The 19,374-nt window shown below is 68.3% G+C and carries 18 protein-coding genes; 6 read left to right on the top strand and 12 right to left on the bottom strand.

Features of this window, described 5'->3' with window-relative positions; all coding sequences use genetic code 11:
- Position 1 precedes the first annotated feature (1 nt).
- Positions 2–766: an SDR family NAD(P)-dependent oxidoreductase gene (locus tag AC07OZ_RS12315; RefSeq protein WP_495467398.1), complete on the bottom strand. Its 765-nt coding sequence runs from the start codon at positions 764–766 to the stop codon at positions 2–4.
- Between the two features lie 134 nt (positions 767–900).
- On the opposite strand from AC07OZ_RS12315, the gene AC07OZ_RS12310 reads away from it, so the two are divergent.
- Positions 901–1,851, top strand: coding sequence for a LysR substrate-binding domain-containing protein (locus AC07OZ_RS12310; protein WP_495467397.1), 951 nt, complete (start codon positions 901–903; stop codon positions 1,849–1,851).
- Between the two features lie 200 nt (positions 1,852–2,051).
- The gene (locus AC07OZ_RS12305) at positions 2,052–3,623 is read left to right on the top strand and encodes an integrase (RefSeq protein ID WP_495467396.1); all 1,572 of its coding nucleotides are present in this window, start codon (positions 2,052–2,054) and stop codon (positions 3,621–3,623) included.
- Between the two features lie 25 nt (positions 3,624–3,648).
- Here the strand turns inward: AC07OZ_RS12305 and tehA are convergent, their stop codons facing one another.
- From tehA to AC07OZ_RS12290, 3 genes are all read right to left on the bottom strand, one after another.
- Positions 3,649–4,629, bottom strand: coding sequence for a dicarboxylate transporter/tellurite-resistance protein TehA (tehA, locus tag AC07OZ_RS12300; protein WP_495467395.1), 981 nt, complete (start codon positions 4,627–4,629; stop codon positions 3,649–3,651).
- A gap of 205 nt (positions 4,630–4,834) precedes the next feature.
- Positions 4,835–6,496 carry a 2Fe-2S iron-sulfur cluster-binding protein gene (locus tag AC07OZ_RS12295; protein ID WP_495467394.1) on the bottom strand — a complete coding sequence of 554 codons (1,662 nt, stop codon included), beginning with the start codon at positions 6,494–6,496 and terminating at the stop codon, positions 4,835–4,837.
- A 77-nt stretch (positions 6,497–6,573) separates the two neighbouring features.
- Entirely contained in the window at positions 6,574–7,125 is a 552-nt protein-coding gene (locus tag AC07OZ_RS12290) for a carboxymuconolactone decarboxylase family protein (RefSeq protein ID WP_495467393.1), read from the bottom strand.
- 103 nt (positions 7,126–7,228) lie between these two features.
- Here AC07OZ_RS12290 and AC07OZ_RS12285 point away from each other — a divergent pair, with 103 nt between their 5' ends.
- Positions 7,229–8,125 carry a LysR family transcriptional regulator gene (locus tag AC07OZ_RS12285; protein WP_495467392.1) on the top strand — a complete coding sequence of 299 codons (897 nt, stop codon included), beginning with the start codon at positions 7,229–7,231 and terminating at the stop codon, positions 8,123–8,125.
- Between the two features lie 3 nt (positions 8,126–8,128).
- On the opposite strand, the gene AC07OZ_RS12280 is transcribed toward AC07OZ_RS12285, so the two are convergent.
- Positions 8,129–8,956 (bottom strand): ferritin-like domain-containing protein, encoded by an 828-nt coding sequence (locus tag AC07OZ_RS12280; RefSeq protein ID WP_495467391.1) that lies wholly within the window; start codon positions 8,954–8,956, stop codon positions 8,129–8,131.
- A gap of 46 nt (positions 8,957–9,002) precedes the next feature.
- Positions 9,003–9,968 carry a hypothetical protein gene (locus AC07OZ_RS12275; RefSeq protein ID WP_495467390.1) on the bottom strand — a complete coding sequence of 322 codons (966 nt, stop codon included), beginning with the start codon at positions 9,966–9,968 and terminating at the stop codon, positions 9,003–9,005.
- 70 nt (positions 9,969–10,038) lie between these two features.
- Between AC07OZ_RS12275 and AC07OZ_RS12270 the strand changes: the two genes are divergently transcribed.
- A complete protein-coding gene (locus AC07OZ_RS12270; RefSeq protein WP_495467389.1) occupies positions 10,039–11,052 on the top strand; it encodes an extracellular catalytic domain type 1 short-chain-length polyhydroxyalkanoate depolymerase in 1,014 nt (337 codons plus the stop codon).
- 74 nt (positions 11,053–11,126) lie between these two features.
- Here the strand turns inward: AC07OZ_RS12270 and AC07OZ_RS12265 are convergent, their stop codons facing one another.
- The 4 genes from AC07OZ_RS12265 to fba all read right to left on the bottom strand — a co-directional run bounded on the left by AC07OZ_RS12265 (position 11,127) and on the right by fba (position 14,836).
- Positions 11,127–12,272 (bottom strand): hypothetical protein, encoded by a 1,146-nt coding sequence (locus tag AC07OZ_RS12265; protein ID WP_495467388.1) that lies wholly within the window; start codon positions 12,270–12,272, stop codon positions 11,127–11,129.
- 7 nt (positions 12,273–12,279) lie between these two features.
- Positions 12,280–13,176: a phosphoribosylaminoimidazolesuccinocarboxamide synthase gene (locus AC07OZ_RS12260; RefSeq protein ID WP_495467387.1), complete on the bottom strand. Its 897-nt coding sequence runs from the start codon at positions 13,174–13,176 to the stop codon at positions 12,280–12,282.
- A 97-nt stretch (positions 13,177–13,273) separates the two neighbouring features.
- A complete protein-coding gene (locus AC07OZ_RS12255; RefSeq protein ID WP_495467386.1) occupies positions 13,274–13,699 on the bottom strand; it encodes a gamma-glutamylcyclotransferase family protein in 426 nt (141 codons plus the stop codon).
- A gap of 72 nt (positions 13,700–13,771) precedes the next feature.
- Positions 13,772–14,836, bottom strand: a complete 1,065-nt coding sequence (gene fba, locus AC07OZ_RS12250) for a class II fructose-bisphosphate aldolase (protein ID WP_495467385.1) — start codon at positions 14,834–14,836, stop codon at positions 13,772–13,774.
- 389 nt (positions 14,837–15,225) lie between these two features.
- On the opposite strand from fba, the gene AC07OZ_RS12245 reads away from it, so the two are divergent.
- Complete coding sequence (locus AC07OZ_RS12245; RefSeq protein WP_495467384.1) at positions 15,226–16,245, top strand: ATP-binding protein; 1,020 nt, start codon at positions 15,226–15,228, stop codon at positions 16,243–16,245.
- A 2-nt stretch (positions 16,246–16,247) separates the two neighbouring features.
- Here the strand turns inward: AC07OZ_RS12245 and AC07OZ_RS12240 are convergent, their stop codons facing one another.
- The gene (locus AC07OZ_RS12240) at positions 16,248–17,024 is read right to left on the bottom strand and encodes a substrate-binding periplasmic protein (protein WP_495467383.1); all 777 of its coding nucleotides are present in this window, start codon (positions 17,022–17,024) and stop codon (positions 16,248–16,250) included.
- A gap of 28 nt (positions 17,025–17,052) precedes the next feature.
- Positions 17,053–18,483: a pyruvate kinase gene (gene pyk, locus AC07OZ_RS12235; RefSeq protein WP_495467382.1), complete on the bottom strand. Its 1,431-nt coding sequence runs from the start codon at positions 18,481–18,483 to the stop codon at positions 17,053–17,055.
- Between the two features lie 451 nt (positions 18,484–18,934).
- Between pyk and AC07OZ_RS12230 the strand changes: the two genes are divergently transcribed.
- The coding region (locus AC07OZ_RS12230) for an IS110 family transposase (RefSeq protein ID WP_495467381.1) at positions 18,935–19,374 on the top strand (440 nt) is incomplete at its 3' end.

Raw genomic sequence — 19,374 nt, 5'->3', positions numbered from 1 at the left:
CTCAGGCCTGCACCATGCCGCCGTCGACGAACAGCTCGATGCCGGTGACGAAGGACGAGGCGTCCGAGGCCAGGTAGACCGCCGCCTTCGCGATGTCCTCCGGCTGGCCGATGCGGCCGATCGGCAGCTGCGAGGTCAGATAGTCCAGCAGGCCTTGCTGGTTGGCCGGATCGGGGCCGGCGAGTTCCACAAGACCCGGCGTGTGGATCGGGCCGGGAGACAGCGTGTTGATGCGGATCGCGCGGCCCTTCAGGTCCAGGATCCAGCTGCGCGCCAGGTTGCGCACCGCCGCCTTCGTCGCGCTGTAGATGCTGAAGTTCGCCGTGCCCATCGAGCTCGTCGTCGATCCGGCCAGGATCACCGACGCGCCGCTCGTGGCCTTGTCCAGCAGCGGCAACGCCTTCTGCACCGTGAAGATCACGCCCTTGACGTTGCGCTCGAAGGTCTCGTCGACATGCTGCTCGGTCAGCTCGCCCAGCGGCGCCATCGTGCCGCCGCCAGCATTGGCGTAGAGCACGTCCAGGCGGCCGTGGCGCTCGCCGACTTCGGCATACAGCCGATCCAGATCGGCCAGCTTCGTCGAGTCCGCCTGCACGCCGATCGCGTTCGGGCCGATCGCGGCGACGGCGGCGTCGAGCTCCGGCTTGCGACGGCCGGTGATGTAGACGACCGCGCCTTCCGACGCGAAGGCCTTCGCGGCCGCCAGGCCGATGCCCGTGGTGCCGCCGGTGACGACGGCGACCTTGCCTTCAAGTTGCTTGCTCATGTTTCGCTCCATTCAGGAAGTGGTGAAGAGGTGAGCGAAGCTTAAGAATTCGTATCTATCGAATAAAGCCGTCGAACTCGACTTCTTTTTTCCCAATCCTGAATAATCAAGACTTCAGGAGGAGACATCGATCGATGGACCAGTTGCTTGCCCTGCGCGTCTTCGTGCGCATCGCCGAATCGGGCGCGTTCTCTAAGGCTGCGGACGCGATGAACATCCCGCGTCCCACCGTGACGAAGCTGGTGCAGGACCTGGAGCGCCACCTCGGCACGCGGCTGCTGCAGCGCACGACGCGGCGCGTCAGCGTGACGCCCGAAGGGGCGGCCTACTACGAGCGCGCCCGGCGCCTGATCGAGGATCTCGCGGAGATGGACGAGCTGGCCGCGCAGTCGCGCGCGCAGGCGCGGGGCCGGTTGCGCGTGGACATCGGCTCGGTGCTCGCGAACATGATCCTGATCCCCGCCCTGCCGGACTTCCGCGCGCGACATCCCGAACTGCACGTGGATCTCGGCGTCAGTGACCGCCCCGTCGACCTCATCGGTGAGGGCGTCGACTGCGTGATACGCGGCGGCGAGCTCGCGGACAACACGCTGGTCGCGCGCCGCATCGCCGACCTCGATTGGGTCACCTGCGCCAGCCCGGTCTACCTGAAGGCGCGCGGCGTGCCGAAGCATCCGTCCGAGCTGCTCGCCCGTGCCCATGGACCCCAGGATCGATCGCGTGTGCCGGGTCATGCGATCGCGGGCTACTTCTCGTCGTTGACGGGCCGGGCGTTTCCGCTGGAGTTCCACCGAGGCGACGAACACCTGCAGATCGCCGGTGAAGCGGTGATGGCCGTCAACGAGAGCACCGCGCACCTGAGCGCGCTGCTGTCCGGCGCGGGCTTGGGGCAGACCTTCCGTTTCGCGGCGGCGCCGCATCTGCAGAGCGGCGCGTTGCGCACGGTGCTCGACGACTGGACCCGCCCGCGCCATCCGCTGCACGTGGTCTACCCGGCGTCGCGGCACCTGAGCGCGAAGCTGCGGCTGTTCGTCGACTGGGTCGCCGACGTGTTCGCGCCGTTCGACGATCGACCGCGACGCTGAACCCCCATTTGGAGCGACTCAAAGATGTTCGCATGCCCCATTTGGGGGCCGCGAAAAGAAAGAGGCCCCGCACTGCGGGGCCTCTTGGAACTGGGGGCGTGAGCCAATTGGATTGAGCAGCCGGACTGCCGCTTCCGTTTGGGTCGTACCCCGCTAGAGGGTGGGTCAAGCTTGTTGCCCGAAAAAGAATAATAAGACGCATGCTTACCTCCGTCAATCCGCTGGAACGAGTCGCAGTCGGCCGGCTGCTGGAGTTCCTTTCCGACCGAATGCCTTGGCACCGATCGTTGTGGGGAATCGGCATCGTGCTGGCGATGGATGAGCTGTTCGAAGCTTGCGAAGCGATGCGGCAAGGACATCTCAGCGAGGGCTCGGTCAAGCGCATCGCAACGTCGCTGCAACGACGCGTGGGCGTTCATCCCGCCTTTTCAGAGTCAGAGAAGGCCTTTCTCCGCGACCAGGTCCGGCAAGTGCCTCGCGCAGACAGCGCCGCTCACTTCGGCATCCGTGAGTTGTCTTTGCGCGCGGCCAAGGACTATCTGTTGCGCTGGAGCGGGACGATCGCCAGCGGGACGGGGAAGTTCACTGTTGAACATTTCGCCCGAAGCGTGGCAGCCCATCTGCTTGATGCGGGCTTTGCGGAGCAATATCTGAACGGCTTCATCCGCGCACGACTCGGCGCGGAATCGCCGATCACGCTGGCGCAGTTGTGCGAGGAGCTCTCCGGCGAGATGACCGCGAGCCCGCGACGGCCGTTCCAGGTGTTGCTCGCGTTCACCAGCATTCCGGAATTGCCCAATGGCGTTCCGACGAACTGGCTCCACGGGCCGGAGGTCCCGGCCTGGCTGCAACTTCATGGCTTCGACACTGCGGACGTGCGCGCGCCTGTGGCAATGGTGTTGGAGGTCATGGCCAGGGATGTTGTGGGAGCGGCCAAAGCTGCACGAGATACCGCCGACCGATACGCCGCGCGGGCATTGATCGCGACTGCCAAGACATTGAACCGCTTTCCACTGCTCTGGGTAGCGGGCAGCACGGCACCAGCGCCCCTGAGGGAGGCGTCGCGCGGAGTCGGTGTGAAGGAGCTATTCCGGGAGGATCGCGTGTTCTCTTCGGACGCGAATCAGAACGTCGATGCGGCGCTCGAACTGCTCGCGCATCTTGAGGGGAGTTCCCCGCCAGCCGCCATCGCAGGTGGCTGGGCCGCCATCGAAGGACTACTTGCGGATCCCAATGATCGAGCCCTCGCGGCCGACAACCTTGCCACGCTGGTCACCTGCTCTTTCCCAAGGGCCGAGCTCACGGCGCTGTCGTATCGAGCACAGCGCAAACACCCGGGCTCGACGCAGGAACTGCAAGGCGTCAGCGTCAACCGGGAACGCTCCAGGCTGGTCGCGAGGATGATCCTGGAAGGACGCATGCCGCAACTACCCGCCCTGGCGGATCAAGCGGCTGTCGCACGATTGAACAAGTTGCTTGGAAACCCAGGTCCGGAACTCCAGACGATCAGGGATTCAATCGGCGATGCTTTCCATCGCCTGTATCGCCAGCGCAATCTCATCCTCCACGGCGCAAGGTTGGACAGCGTGGCACTCACGGCGAGTCTTCGCACAGTGTCCAAACTTGCCGGCGCCGGGATGGACCGGATCACGCATGGGCACTACGTTCAACAATTGAAACCGCTCGAACTGGTTGCGAAGGCCAACTTGGCCATCTCGCTGGCGAGCCGGGAAGATCCGCTCGGATGCGTTGACCTGCTCGAGATCGCCTGAACCAGTGCAGAGCTGAAGAGCCGCTTCAGCGCGGAGCGACGGTCGCTGGAGGCACTGATGCCGGGGTCGCCGGCTTCGCGCGCAGCACCCACACCACCGACGCGATCGACAGGCCGACGATGACGACGTTGCTCATCGCGAAGAGCACCGGCGCGAGCGTCGTGAACACCGGATCGTCGCCGCGCTCGGCGAAGCGCATCGTGCCGGTGGAGATCGCCGTCGCGCCGAAGGTGAAGGCCCAGTACGACAGCGTGAACGGCTGGCGGATCCACGGCATCAACCGCAGCACCATCAGCGCCTGCACGATGGCGTAGCCCAGCAGCATGCGGGCGACGATGTCCGGCGGACCGACGGTGACCGCCGCGTAGGCCAGCAGCGACACGGCGGGCGGCGCCATCTGGATGCCGACCGTCGGCCGCAGCGCCAGCGGAAGCGGTTCGACGGTCAGGAAGCGGCCCAGGATGATGGATTCCTGGACGATCCAGGCCAGCACGCCGGCGCCGAAGAACAGCTGGCCCCAGGTCGGCCACCCGAGCGCCGACATCGCGATCGCGGACACCAGGTTGGCGCCGACGGTGGGCAGGTAGAGCACGGTGGTCGTGGTCTTCTCGTCGCGGCCGCCGCGCCACTGGCCGCCGTGGCGCCACAGCCCGAACAGCAGCGACGCCGCCACGCCCACCAGGATGATCGCCGTCCCCGCGCCGTGCGCATGGGGCAGCACGCCGATGCCGGCGAGCATCGTCGCCACCGGCACCAGCGCGATGAAGCAGCACAGGATGGGATGCGCGGCCTCGGCCTTGGCCGCCTCGCGGACCGCGATCCACTTGATCGCGAACCGGACCAGCAACACCGCCCACACCGCGACGGCCACCGCCATGACGGCCTCGCCGATCCAGGCCGGGAAGCCCCACAGGCGCGCCGCCACGCGCCAGCCGTTGCCCAGGCCGGTCAGGCCCAGCACCATGCTGAAGTAGGAGGCGGGGACCGCCCATCGGGAAACGTTCATCGGGATGCTCCTGCGCGCACGTCGACCGGGGGAGCGGTCGGACGAGCGGACTGTAGGAGCGGCCCTTCAGGGGATCAATCGGGAGTTGTTGGAAGCTCCCTCCAAAGGCACCGGGGAGCGGGCCTGACGTGCGATCTGCGGAGCCGGAGGGAGACCGGCAGTCCGAGAAGACCGGGAGGCTGAGGGGAGCGAGGTATCAGCGGAATCAGAGGTCGAGCGTCAGCGCCTCGCCCGCGGTCCGCGACACGCAGACGCACATCAGTTGCTGCGCCGTCTTCTGCGCGTCGGTGAGCACCTCGTCGCGATGCTCCGGCGTGCCGGCGATGACACGCGTCGCACAGGTGCCGCAGTTCCCGATGCGGCAGGACGCCGGGACGCGCACGCCCTGCGCCTCCGCCGCCTCCAGGATCGACCGGTTGGCGGGCACGACGATGTCCTTGCCGCTGCGCACCAGGTGCACGACGAACGCGCGGTCCTCGGGCTTGGCGGTGTCGACGCTGAACTTCTCGAAGTGCACGCGCGCGGAGGGAATGCCCGCGGCGACGGCATCGGCGATGACGGCGTCGATCAGCCGGCCCGGTCCGCAGACATAGACGTGGTCGGACTCGCCGAGGCCACGCATCAGCGCCGGGACATCGAGACGGTCGCCCGCGTCCTTCGCATGCACCAGCACGCGTTCGCCGAAGGCATCGATCAGCTCGCCGAGAAACGCCGCCTGCGTGCGGGAGCGGACCGCGTAGTGCAGCTCGAACGCCTCTCCCCGCGCGACGAGCGCATGCGCCATCGCCTTGATCGGCGTGATGCCGATGCCGCCAGCGATCAGCACTGCCTTGTGTGGCGCATCCATCAAGGCGAATGCGTTGCCCGGCAGCCCGCAGTTCAAGCGCACACCGAGGGCGAAGTCCTGATACACGGCCATCGAGCCGCCCTTTCCTTCGGATTCCTGCAGCACGGCGATCTCGTAGGCATCGGTGCGATGCGGGCTGGACGAGATCGAGTAGCTGCGTGTCGACGCCGTGCCGTCGGCCAGCCGCACCGGCACGTCGAGGTGAGCACCCGCGACGACCGCCGGCAGCGGCGAGCCGTCGGCGGACCGCAGCTCATAGGCGCGGACAGACGGCGTCAGTTGACGCACGCCAGCGACTGTCATCGGGAGCGGACCGTCGCCGAGCACCAGCGGTCCCGCCGATGCCGCGGAAGCCGCAGCCGCGCCAGCGGCTCCCGAGGCGTCCGAAGCGCTCGCGGCGATGACCGACTTGGCCTCGCTCAACTGCGTCTTCAGCTTCTGCACCTGCGCGCGCAGCGGCGCCATCAGCGTCGCGACCTCGGCTTCCGTGAAGCGCGGCGTGATGTGCTGCGGGCAGTTCCAGTCCCAGCCCTCGATGCGGATGAGGAAGGCGCGCTCGACCGTCGCGCCGTAGGCCGGATCGCTCACGGCGGCGATCGCCGCGTCGCCTTGCGCGCTGTCGCCCGCCTCGACCAGCTCCACGCGGCCCAGCAGCTTCAGCCGGCGGCGATTCGGATAGTCGACGACGATCATCGAGATCCGGTCGTCCTTGCGCAGGTTGCCGACGCTCAGGTACTGCACGTTGCCGCGGAAGTCCGCGAAGCCGATCGTCCGCGCGTCCAGCACCTTGAGGAAACCCTTCGGGCCGCCTCGATGCTGCACGTACGGCCAGCCGGTCTCGCTGACGGTGGCCTGGAAGAAATGATCGGCCTCGGCGATGAACTGCGACTCGCGCGGCGTCAGCACGTCGCCCCGGTCGCTCATCGTGTCGAGGAACGCGTACTGCTCGCGACTGCCCATCTCCGACTGGACCTCGCGGACCGTCGGCGTGAAGGTGATGTCGGAATAGGCGCGTCCCATGATGAGCTCCCGGTGGCGATGGCAATAACGATGACGATGAGGAGGCGGCGGCTGACGTTCCCCGTGGGCGGCGCGGCTTACGCCGTCGCCGGCAGCTCGAGCTTCACGCTCGGGAAGTCGATCTCGACCAGGCTGGCCTTGCCCAGGATGTTGGTCAGGAAGTTCATGCCGACGTGCGTGATGATCTCGACGATCTGCGCCTCGTCGACGCCGGCCGCGCGGACCTGCGTCAACTCCAGCGCGGAGATCTCGCCGCGCTTCTCCATCAGGCTCTGTGCGAACTTGAGGATCGCAGCCGAGGTGTCGTCGTCGCTGGTGCCGGCGCGGGCGGCGGCGATCTCTTCGGTGGACAGCCCCGTCTTGCGGCCGATCGCCGTGTGCGCCGAGACGCAGTACTGGCAGCCGTTCTGCTGGGCCAGCGCCAGCGCGATGCGCTCGCGGTCCAGCGGGTCGAGGCTGCCGCCGTTGGCGACGCCGTACAGGCCGAGGAAGGCCTGCAGCGCGGTGGTCGAGTTGGCGAACACCTTGAGGAAGTTGGGGACCATGCCGAGCTGGCCCTGGATCGCGTCCAGCAGGGCCTTCTGCTCGGGCGTGGCGGTGGACGATTCGACGACATTGATGCGGCTCATGAGAGGGCTCCGGGTGGGTTGAAGGTGAACGCATGGTGGCCTTCATGCCCTGCGGAGAGAATCGGCGCGGCGGGAAAATGACTCTTCCAGGATCAGGAAAGATATGGACAAGCTCGATGCCATGGCGATCTTCGTGGCCGTCGTCCAGGACGGCGGTTTCTCCGCGGCGGCGCGACGGCTCGGCGTGTCCGCGCCGGTCGTCACGCGCGCGGTGAGCGAGCTGGAGGCCGCGATGAACGTGCGCCTGCTGGTGCGGACGACGCGCGTGGTCAAGGTCACCGAGGTCGGCGAGCGCTACGCGCAGGACTGCCGCCGGGTGCTCGGCGAGCTGCAGGACATCGAGCAGGCGGCGAGCGGCTCGCACGGCGCGGTGCGCGGGAAGCTCGTCGTCAGCGCGTCGGTGATGTACGGGCGGCTCAAGCTCAACGAGGTGGTGCTCGAATATCTGAAGCGCTATCCGGAGACGGAAGTCGAATGCCGCTTCATCGATCGCAACGTCAACCTGCTCAACGAGGACATCGACGTCGCTATCCGCATCGGCGACCTGCCCGATGCGTCCTTCCATGCGACGCCGCTCGCGACGGTGCGGCGCGTGGTGGTCGCGTCGCCGGCGTATCTCAAGCGGCACGGGACGCCGAAGCAGCCGAAGGATCTGGAGAAGCACACGCTGATCGCGGCGCTCGGCGTGGAGCCGGGGGCGGAGTGGAAGTTCCGCGAGGGGTCAGGTGTTGACGCCGCGACCGTCGCGGTGCCCGTGCGGGCGCGACTGGCCACCAACAGCAACGACCACGCGATCGTGGCAGCGAGCGAAGGGCTCGGGATCACGCGCGTGCTGTCGTACATGGTGGAGGCGCAGCTCGCGTCCGGGGAGCTGGTGGAAGTGCTCGCGAAGTACGCGCCACCGGCCGTGCCGGTGCAGGCGCTCCAACATCAAGGCCTGCGCGCGTCGCGCAAGGTGCGCGCGTTCATCGATCTGGCGGTGGAGCAGCTGCGCGTCTGAGTATCACGTCAGCAGGACGCGGCGGCCGATCGCCGCGAGCGGACGCTCGACGACACGTTGCACGCCGGGACGCAGCAGCAGCGGCTTCAGCATCATGCGCACCGCAAGGTCCATCGGCAGATTCGAACTGACGAGCTGGATGGCGTCCTTCGTCGGTTGCTCGGCGTTGGCGATAGGAGCGGGACCACCATCGGCAGCACCCGTGCGCAGGCGCCCGTTGACCGCATGCCTCAATGCGATCGAGGCGTCTTCCTTGCGCAGTTCCAGTGCGCGACGCACCAGCGCGGCGAGCACCTGCCCGCGATGCAGCCCCTCGATCTCGCGGTACTTGCGGAAGAAGGCGAAGAAGTTCTTGTAGTGCTGCACCTCGTCGCAGCGGATGCGCCAGAACAGGTCGCGCAGCACCGGCTCTTCGGTGGCCTCGTGCAAGGCCTGGTAGTAGGTCGTCGTGCCCATCTCGACGATGCAGCGCGCCACCATCTCCTGGCCGCGCGTGGGCTCCAGCTCGTCCATCGTGCACAGGCGCGCGTATTCGTCGAAGAAGCCGGCGTAGGCCGTCTCCCAGTCGAAGCCCGGCCACACGTGGCGCACATAGGCCTTCAACGCGGCGCCGTGCTGGAGCTCCTCCGGCTCCCAGTGATCGCGCAGCCAGGCGGCGACCTCGGCATCGTCCGCGAAATGCTCGATGAGGTTGCGCGTGTACATGTCGCTGCCGCTCTCGATGAACGAGGCGCTGCAGACCAGGAGGAAGAGCGCATCGTGCTCGCGCACGCGCTCAGGCGCGATGCGGGACAGGTCCAGGTCCTCGAGGGACCAGCGGGTCGGTGACATGGGAGCGATCATGCCCGCCAACGCGGCAATCGGCGTGCGAAGCCCGTTAACGCGTCAGGTCATCGATGCAGCTCTTCAACATGGGCAGACTCAGCATGAAGAGCCAGACCCAGCCGGCCCACGCGCGTTTTCGCCTTTGCTGCTTCGTCGGCGCCTGCAGGCTGGCAATCGGACTGCCATCGCTCGGCCGCCGCTTCGACCCGGGCAACTGCTCGAACAGCTCATCCCAGCGCTCCACGTTCCGCATCGACGTCACCATCTGCAGCCACTCGGGGAACTGCGACCTGAGGATGCGCAGCTTCGGCATGTCCTCGGTCAGACGCCGCCGGGTCGGATCCTGGTCATCGCGCAGCCGCTGGATCAGTTCGGCGTAGACGTCGAAGACCTTGTTGTCGAGGGTGAAGAAGAAGTCCCGCTGCAGGATCGCCGCCTGCACGAACTCACCGAGCGGCCCCAGCGCTTCCAGTCGACGGAAGTCCGCCTTCCAGCCGAAGACACGGATCGCCGGCAGGAACAGGAACTGATGCCCGGGCTGCCAGCCGTTGGCGAGCAGGACGGCCACCCGGGCTTCGAAATGGGCCGGCGCGTCGATGCTCGACAGCCGCGGATCCGATAGCGCGACGGTCAGCGCCGCTTCGGCCGCCTTCTCGCTGTCGATCTCCGTGGCCAGCTTCGCATTGAATTCGTCGAACACCGCCTGGCCCGGATCGTCGCTTGCCTCGATGGCATCGATGACATCGGCCTGCGGGGTCCCGGCGGAGGGAACGCTGGCGGTGTTCGCGACGTCGATGTCGCGTCGCGGTTCCGGGTCTTGCCGCACGCCTTGCCGATCGCGTTCGACGATCCATTGCAGCGCCGCAAGATAGTCCTCGCGCAACGCGTGAAAGGCGTCGACGTCGGTCTCGTGGTCGATCGACTTCAATTGCCGGGCGTAGGCGCGGCGCACGTCGCGTTCGGTGGCCTGCGCGTCTATGCCCAGCGCAGTCAGGAAGTCGAGGGTCGTCGCGCTCACGTCGTCATGTTTGAAGCCGCGGCCCATGCGCCGCGGCCGCAGAATACCGCAGCCCCTCGATGGATCGCCGATGCCGAAACGCTCGTCCACTGCCGCCCTCCGCAAGGCCTGGAACAAGGGCCTGCGCGCCGTGACGGGTCAGGTCATGCGCGCCGCGACGAAGGCCGCCCGCAGCGCCACGCAGGACGCGGTGCCCGGCCTGAAGAAGACGCCGCCCCATCCGTCGCCCGGTCTCGGCGACTGGCTCTCCGGGCTGGCGACCGGGCGCGCCGGGATGCGGCGCTTCCGGCTCTTCCGGCCCATGGGACTGACGCCGGGGGAACGCCCGCCGCTGATCGTGATGCTGCATGGTTGCGGGCAGGATCCCGCCGGCTTTGCGCGCAGCACGCGGATGAACCGCCTCGCCGCGCGCGAGCGCTTCCTGGTGCTGTATCCGGAGCAGAGCCGGCTCGCCAATCCGCAGCGCTGCTGGAACTGGTTCGACACCGAGTCCGGCCGCGCGCAGGGCGAGGCCGCGCTGATCCTCGCGGCGATCGATCAGGTCTGCCTGCTCCACGGCGCCGATCGCGAGCGCGTGGCGCTCGTGGGGCTCTCCGCCGGCGCGGGCATGGCGGCGTTGCTGGCGACGATGCATCCGGAGCGCTTCAGCGCCATCGCGATGCACTCGGGCGTGCCGCCGGGGCTGGCGAGCTCGGCGACGAACGCATTGCGCGCGATGCGCGGGCGAGCGGGAACCGCGGCCGTTGAAGGCGGCACGGCGTGGCCGCCGCTCCTCGTCATCCAAGGCAACGAGGACCGCGTCGTGGCGGCCGCCAATGCGTTCGAGGCCGCCCGCCAATGGGCGCTCGCCGCCGGCGCGGCCACGGTGCACGACCGCCGGGTGCAGCGCGGCAAGCGGCTGCCGATGACGATCGTCGACTTCAAGCGCGGCAGCACGGTGGCGGTGTCGCTCGTCGAGATCGACGGCCTCGCGCATGCATGGAGCGGTGGCGCGGCGAAAGAGCCGTTCAGCGATCCGGCCGGGCCGGACGCGACAGCCATGATCTGGCGCTTCATCGCGAAGCGCTTCGTGCCGAAGCGCTGACGTCCTCTGACTGCCGAGGCCGCTGGCCCTCACCCCCACCCTCTCCCGCAAGCGGGAGAGGGTGCAAGAAGGTTTCAGGCCTGCAGTTCGCCGCCCGCGAGCAGCTCGCGCCATTGCTGCTGCTGCTCGAAGAACTGCCGCCAGGCCTCGTCGGCCAGCGCCTGGTGCCGATCCGCATCCGCCGTCTCGCCGAGCAGCTGGAAGGTCTGCGCCAGCCGGCTGTGCGTGATCGCGCGGTCGTCGAGCTCGCATTCGGGATCGAGCTCGATCTCGGCCTCGCGCGCCTGGTGCAGCGCGTGCTCGTGCTGGCCGAGGTTGGCCCGGCACCAGGCCAGGTCCGACAACAGGCTGCTGCCCAGCCGCTCCAGCCCCAGCGACATCGCCTGCGGCAGGTGCTCCTCGTAGAGGCGTCTGGCCTCGTCGAAGCCGCCCTGCATCGTCAGCACCTGCGCGCGCAGCACCGGCGTCAGCTCGGTCATCATCTGCGCGCCGACGGCCTCGTCGAAGTGGTGCACCGAGTCCACCGAGAGCATCAGCTCGGACCCGCGCCACGACTGGCCCGACAGGCTCTCGCGCCGCAATTGCGAGGCGCGCATGCCGGCCATGTTGAACATCAGCGCCGACAGCGAGGCGTCGTCGCCCTCCACCGACGCGTGCCGGCGCGCGCGGATGTACCAGCGCTGCGCGGACGCGGTGTCGCCGGCATAGTGCCAGGCCAGGCCCAGCGTGATCGCGACGCGGGCCAGCGCCACGTTGTGCTCGGGCGGCGCCTCGTCGAGGCAGCGTTTCGCGTGCTCGACCATCGCCACCGGGTCGTGCCGGATGAAGGCCAGCTGCGCGAGCCACGCCGATGCCAGCACGCGCACCTCGATGAGCGCCGGTCCGGTGCCGGCGATCGCGTGCGCGCGCAGGATGCGATCCCAGGCCTGCTGCGCGACGAAGCCGTTGTAGTAGCTCATCAGGCCTTCGGCCATGTGCAGCCAGGCCCCGATCTCCGGATGCGGATGCTGGAAGGACAGCTGGTGCAGCGCCGTCAGCGCTTCGCGCGCCTCGGCCACCGCGCCGTGCCGCGCCAGCAGCATGGCGCGCTTGGCCCGCGCCGCCGCCGACGCCGTCGGCGAGGTCGCGGCGGCGATGTCCTTGTCCAGCTGCTTCATCAGCCGGGACTTGATCACCGGCGAGGCCGCGGCGGCGGAAGGCGGGGCTGAGGCGTCTTGCATGCCGGCCTCAGCGTGTCAGCCGATCGAGCGCTTCCTGGTACTTCGCGGACGTGTTGACGATCACGTCCTCGGGCAGCGCCGGCGGCGGCGCGACCTTGCCCCAGGGCTGGCCGTCCACGGTCGCCTGCTCCAGCCAGTCGCGCAGGAACTGCTTGTCGTAGCTCGGCGGGTTGCTGCCGACGGCGTAGCTCTCCGCCGGCCAGTAGCGCGAGGAATCGGGCGTCAGCACCTCGTCCATCAGCGTCAGGGTGCCGTCGGCGTCAAGGCCGAACTCGAACTTGGTGTCCGCGATGATGATGCCCTTGGTCAGCGCGATGTCCGCGGCGCGCTGGTAGAGCTGGATCGCGATGTCGCGCACGCGCTCCGCCAGGTCGCGGCCGATGATCTGCGCGCAGCGCTCGAAGTCGATGTTCTCGTCGTGGTCGCCCATCTCCGCCTTGGTCGCGGGCGTGAAGATCGGCTGCGGCAGCTTGCTCGCGTTCTGCAGGCCGGCGGGCAGCTCGACGCCGCAGACCTTGCCGCTGGCCTTGTACTCGGACCAGCCGCTGCCGGCCAGGTAACCGCGCACCACCGCCTCGATGGGCAAGGGCTTCAGGCGCTTGACCAGCATCGCGCGGTCGCGGACCTGGGCCTTCTCCGCCTCCGTCACCACCGACAGCGGATCGTCGCCGGTCAGGTGGTTGGGGACGATGCCGTCCAGCTTGTCGAACCAGAAGAGCGCCATCTTCGTCAGCAGCGCGCCCTTGCCCGGGATGGGCTCGCTCATGATGACGTCGAAGGCCGAGATGCGGTCCGACGCGATCATCAGGATGCGGTCCTCGCCGACCGCGTAGTTCTCGCGCACCTTGCCGCGTGCGATGAGAGGAAGGGAGGTGATCGACGAGGTGTGCAGGGCGGCGGTCATGGGTGTGCGGTCGGACGGAACGGCAAAGCCGGGATTCTAGAGGCGGCTCAATAAACCCCGCCGACGCCGGCGACCCGTCGATCCGCTTCAGGACGCCTCAGATCGAGGTGAAGCCGACGTAGCGCGACACGAAGCGCGCCTTGCCTTCGCGCTCGAAGCGCGCCTCGTCCCAATCGCCTTCATCGAGCCGCGGCGCGGCGTCCGGCTTGAACAGGTAGGTCCAGGCCCGCTGCCAGTTGCCGTCGGCCAGCGTCACCAGCACTTCGTGGCGTTCGTAGTCGTCGCCCTCGAAGCGGTCCAGCCGCTCCCATGCCGCTGCGGGCACGTCGAGGTAGAGCCTGCCGACGACATGCTGACCGGTCGCCGGAATCATTCCGGGGTAGTCATGACCGTGCACCGGATGGCGCGCGTGGTCCGCGAGCGTGGCCGCGACCGGCGGGGCGAAGGGGCCAGCGTCCGGGCCGCAGACGCGGGCCATGATGTCCGGCCACATCAGCGTGCCGTAGGTGAACGCATGCGCCATGACGGATTCGACGAGGTGGGGCGGATGTGAAAGGACCGGCGCGAGGCCGGTCCGTTTCGTTTCAGTTCGCGCTTACTGGACGACTTGCGCCAGCTCACCACGCTCGTACGCGGCGGCCACGTCGACCAGGCTGCGCGGCTTGATCTTCGGGGCCTGGCCTTCGCAGCCGAACTCCAGGTAACGCGCCTTGCAGACCAGCTTGGCGGCTTCACGGGCCGGCTTCAGCCATTCGCGGGCGTCGAACTTGTCCGGGTTCTCGAACAGGAACTTGCGCACCGCACCGGTCATCGCCAGGCGGATGTCGGTGTCGATGTTGATCTTGCGCACGCCGTGCTTGATCGCTTCCTGGATCTCCTCGACGGGCACGCCGAAGGTCTCCTTCATCTGGCCGCCGTACTGGTTGATGATGGCCAGCAGTTCCTGCGGCACGCTCGACGAGCCGTGCATCACCAGGTGGGTGTTGGGGATGCGCTTGTGGATCTCCTTGACCCGCGAGATCGCCAGGATGTCGCCCGTGGGCTTGCGAGAGAACTTGTAGGCGCCGTGGCTGGTGCCGATGGCGATGGCCAGCGCGTCCAACTGCGTCGCCTTCACGAAGACGGCGGCCTCTTCCGGATCGGTCAGCATCTGGCTGTGGTCCAGCTTGACGTCGGCGCCGATGCCGTCTTCCTCGCCCGCGTCGCCGGTTTCCAGGTTGCCCAGGCAGCCCAGCTCGCCCTCGACGGTGACGCCGACCTTGTGCGCCATCTCGACGACGCGGCGGGTCACGTCCATGTTGTAGTCGAAGCTCGCGGGCGTCTTGCCGTCGTCCATCAGCGAGCCGTCCATCATCACCGAGCCGAAGCCCAGGTTGATCGCCCCTTCGCAGACCTTCGGGCTGGTGCCGTGGTCCTGGTGCATGACCAGCGGGATGTGCGGGTAGGCCTCGACGGCCGCCTGGATCAGGTGCTTGATGAAGGCCTCGCCGGCGTACTTGCGGGCGCCGGCGCTGGCCTGCAGGATCACGGGCGCGCCGACCTCGTCGGCGGCGGCCATCACGGCCTGCACCTGCTCCAGGTTGTTGACGTTGAACGCGGGAATGCCGTAGCCCTGTTCAGCCGCGTGATCCAGCAGCTGGCGCATCGAGACGAGTGCCATGAGAGTTCTCCGAGATAGTGAAAAATCCTGGGCCGCGGGGCGACGCCAAAGCCTCGCCGTAACCGCGCCGTAACTGTCCGGGATTCTAGCGAGCCCCCATGACGGGGCCTGTAACCAACCTGGGGCTCCCCCCGAACTGGTGCCATACCAGCTCGTCTTTCCAGGCCATCCAGGAGCTTCCGCCGAAGGCCGTCCGGACGGTCACGGCGGGCGCACACCGCATCCGCGCAAGCGCGCTCCCCCCGGACAGGGGTCTGTGCGCTTGCGCGGCGGCGGAAGCGGCCGGTAGGCTCTCGCCCGGGCGTCCCGCCCCGTCGGAGCAAGCGCCGTGCCTTGTCCCGCCGCCGGTGGCGAGGACCGCCCGCGCGACCGCCGCTTCCAGGAATTTCATGACCCGCCTCGCGATCGATCAGCTCACGCTCTGGATCACCGCCGCCGCCAACGAGCACTCGCTCGACCTCCCCGCCTTCGTCGAGGAGCGCACCGGGGCCAGCCACCGCGCCACGCTGAACGCGCTGCGCCGGCTGGTCGACGCCCACTGGCTGACGCGCTCCGGCACGACGCGCCGGCCGGTCTTCGGACCGGGGGCGCTGCGGCAGGTGGCGCGCAGCTACACGCTGCACGGGCTGATGGAGGACGTGGTCTGGCAGCGCGACTACGCGCCCCACTTCGCGCTGCCGCGCCATGTCGCGCGGATGATCCAGCACGGCTTCACCGAACTGGTGAACAACGCCATCGACCACAGCGGCGGCACCAGCGTCACCGTGTCGCTGCGCCAGACGCCGACGCACGCGCAGCTGCTGGTGTCGGACGACGGCTGCGGCGTCTTCGACAAGATCCGCGACACCTACGAGCTGACCGACGCGCGCCACGCGATGCTGGAGCTCAGCAAGGGCCGGCTGACGACGCAGCCGCAGGCGCACACCGGCCGCGGGCTGTTCTTCAGCTCGCAGCTGGCGGACGTCTTCGACATCCACGCCAACGGCAAGGCGTTCCAGCGCCGCGCCTGGGAAGGCAACGCGTGGAAGGACGGCAAGGGCCTGCCGCGCCAGGGCAGCTCGATCTACATGGCGATGTCGCTGGACAGCACCCGCACGCTCGAGCAGGTGCTGGAGCAGTGGAGCGTCGACGGCACCGGCATCGCCTTCGACCAGACGCGGGTGATGCTGAACCTGGTGGTCGTGGCGGGGCAGATGCTGGACTCGCGCGCGCAGGCGCGTCGCGTCGCGGCGCGGCTGCCGCAGTTCAAGCGGGCGGAGGTGGACTTCGACGGGGTCACCGATGTCGGCCACGCGTTCGCGGATGAGCTGTTCCGTGTCTTCGCGCGGGCGCACCAGGAAGTGGAACTCGTGCCCCTGAACATGACGCCGCGCATCGCCGCGCTGGTGCAGGCGGCGCGCAACGCCTGAGGTCAGAGGTCGCTGTCGACCAGTGCCTGGATCGCGGCGCGGCTGCGCGCGATCGCCTCGTCCAGGCGCGGCAGCAGCGCGGCGGGCTCGCTGCCCCTCGCGGCGCCGAACACGATGCCCTCTTCCACCACCGGCTTGGGCAGCACCTGGAACGGCGTCCCGCCGCGAAGCGCGCGCAGGCGCCGCTCCAGCGCAGCGGCGCTGCCGCGATGGGTCGCGACCATCGCGTCGCAGCGCCCCACCGCCAGCATGCGCGCACGGGCACCGAGGTCGTTGCCGCCGCTTTCGACGCGGAACAGCTGCTGGTGCCGGGCCTCCTCGAACGCGGCTCCGTAGGTCGAGCCGCGCGACACGCACAGCGCGCGGCCGCGCAGGTCCTCGAGCTTGTCGAAGCGGATCGGTTTCGCCTTCGGCACGACCAGCCAGCCGCGGCTCACGAAGGCCGGCTGGCTGTAGGCGAACAGCTTGTCCCGCGCGGGGCTGCGCGACAGCCCGAAGACCAGGTGCTGGCCGAGCTGCGCGCCCAGCAGCGCGCGCGGCCAGGGCAGCAGCAGCAGTTCCCACTGCAGGTCGGCGGCCTCGGCGATCTGCTTCAGCAGCGGCAGGACGAAGGGTTTGTGGGTCTGCTCGCTGATCGCGAGCCGGACCGGTTCCCGGCCGTCCGCGGCGGCGCCGGGCGCGGCATCGATGCCGGCCTCGCCTTGCGCGAGCACAGTGCCCGCCGTCGCCGCGGCACCGAAGCCCCCGATCAGCAGATCGCGGCGGCGCAGCGGTGTCACGGAGCGGCTCCGGGTGTCGGCCGACTCGTCAGGCGACCCGGCAGACCTTCAGCATGTTGGTGCCGCCCGGGTAGCCCATCGGCTCGCCGCAGGTGATCGCGTAGGTGTCGCCCGGCATCAGCACGCCGCGTTCGATCAGCAGATCCTCGGCGGCCTTGAGCGCCTCGTCGCGGTCGTTGAAGTTGGGCATCAGCAGCGGCGTGACGTTGCGGTACAGCGCCATCTTGCGATGCGTCAGCACCTGCGAGGTCAGCGCGTAGATCGGCACGTGGATGCGGTGGCGGCTCATCCACAGCGCGGTGGAGCCGGACTCCGTCAGCGCCACGATCGCCTTGCAGCCCAGGTGGTGCGCGGTGAACAGCGCGCCCATCGCGATCGATTGGTCGATGCGGCCGAACTGGCGGTTGGCGAAGTCGGTGTCCAGCGTCACGAACTCGGCGTTCTCCGCCTCCAGCGCGATCGCGGCCATCTGCTGGATGGTCTCGACCGGGAAGCGGCCGGCGGCGGTCTCGGCGCTCAGCATCACGGCGTCGGTGCCGTCGAGCACGGCGTTGGCGACGTCGGAGACCTCGGCGCGGGTCGGCACCGGATTCACGATCATCGACTCCATCATCTGCGTCGCGGTGATGCAGACCTTGTCGAGCTCCAGCGCCATCTTGATCATGCGCTTCTGCAGCGCGGGCACGGCGGCGTTGCCGACTTCCACGGCCAGGTCGCCGCGGGCGACCATGATGCCGTCGGAGGCCTTCAGGATCGCCTCCAGGTGCGGGATCGCCTCATAGCGCTCGATCTTGGCGATCATCCCCGGCTTGTGGCGGAAGGGCTCGCCGGCGACGTTGGCCAGCTGACGCGCCATTTCCATGTCGGTGGCGTTCTTGGGGAAGCTCACGGCCAGGTATTCGCACTGGAAGGACATCGCGGTCTTGATGTCCTCCATGTCCTTGCCGGTCAGCGCGGGCGCGGTCAGTCCGCCGCCCTGCTTGTTGATGCCCTTGTTGTTGGACAGCTCGCCGCCCTGCTTGACGATGGTGTGCACCTGCGAGCCGCGCACCGCCTCGACCGTCAGCACCAGCAGACCGTCGTTGAGCAGCAGCGTGTCGCCGGGCTTCACGTCGCGCGGCAGCTCCTTGTAGTCCAGGCCCACGACCAGTTCGTTGCCGGGTTCGGTGCGGTCGGCGTCGAGCACGAAGGGCGTGCCGTTCACCAGCTCGATCTTGCCGTTCTCGAACTTGCCGACGCGGATCTTCGGGCCCTGCAGGTCGGCCATGATGGCGACCTGCCGGCCGGCGCGGGCGGCGACTTCGCGCACCATGCGGGCGCGGTCGATGTGGTCCTGCGCCTTGCCGTGCGAGAAGTTCAACCGCACCACATCGACGCCGGCCTGGATCATCCGCTCCAGCACCTCCGGGGAGGACGATGCGGGACCGAGGGTGGCGACGATCTTGGTGGCTCGGGACATGTCTTTGTCTCTGTCTGAAATTTAGTTACAGCGGTCGATTATGAGCCGCTAAAACGACATCGGAACAGTTTCCACGAGTTACGGAGGAGTTTCCAACGGCGCTCGGTGCGGAGGACCGAGCGCCGGTGGCATGACCACCCCCGGCGACTCGGACTTCGCGAGGGGCGCCCAACTCGGTCCGCTCGCCTCCGGCTCGCTGCCCTTGTATGGTTGAAGCGCCGGCCCAACGGGGCTTCAATGGTGGGGTTGCTGGGGCGGAGAGACTCGCTCCGAGTACGGCCACGAGCGTGGACCTTCAGTTCTGAGTGATCTCCCGCTCCACCTTCAAACGTCGATGAGGAACTGTGCGGCGACGGCCGCAGACCGTCGACCGCCGATCTGAACGCAAGCGAACGTGGAAGGTGGCTCTCCCACCCCCAGCACCAGGATCTTCCCGCTGGAAGGAGTAGCCATGCAAGAGTCGCTGATATTCATTGGGGTCGACGTCTCCAAGGCGTCGTTGTCATGCGCGGTCGAAGGCTCGAAGGCGGTTCATGACCTGACCAACGACGCCGCGGCCATCTCGGCGTGGCTGGAGTCGCAGCCGGTAGAAGCGCTCATTGCGGTTGAATCGACTGGGCGCTATCACCGCCTTCTGGTGACCCTGGCCCAGGCCAGGGGCCATCGGACATTCGTGTTGAACGCGCAGGATGTCTTCTTCTATGCCCGTTCTCTGGGCTGTCGTGGCAAGACCGATCGCAAAGATGCCTGCGTGATCGCCCACTACCTGGCTGAGCACCATCGGTTGCTCAGACCGTGGAGTCCGCCTCCTGCCATGGCGGAGGAGTTACGTGAGCTGCTGCGTTGCCGGGCCGGCGTCGCCCACAAGCAGATGTCGCTGAAGATGCTCCT

The sequence above is a fragment of the Roseateles sp. GW821-FHT09G03 genome (genome assembly GCF_059416045.1).
This window is presented reverse-complemented; position numbering and strand designations above follow the sequence as displayed.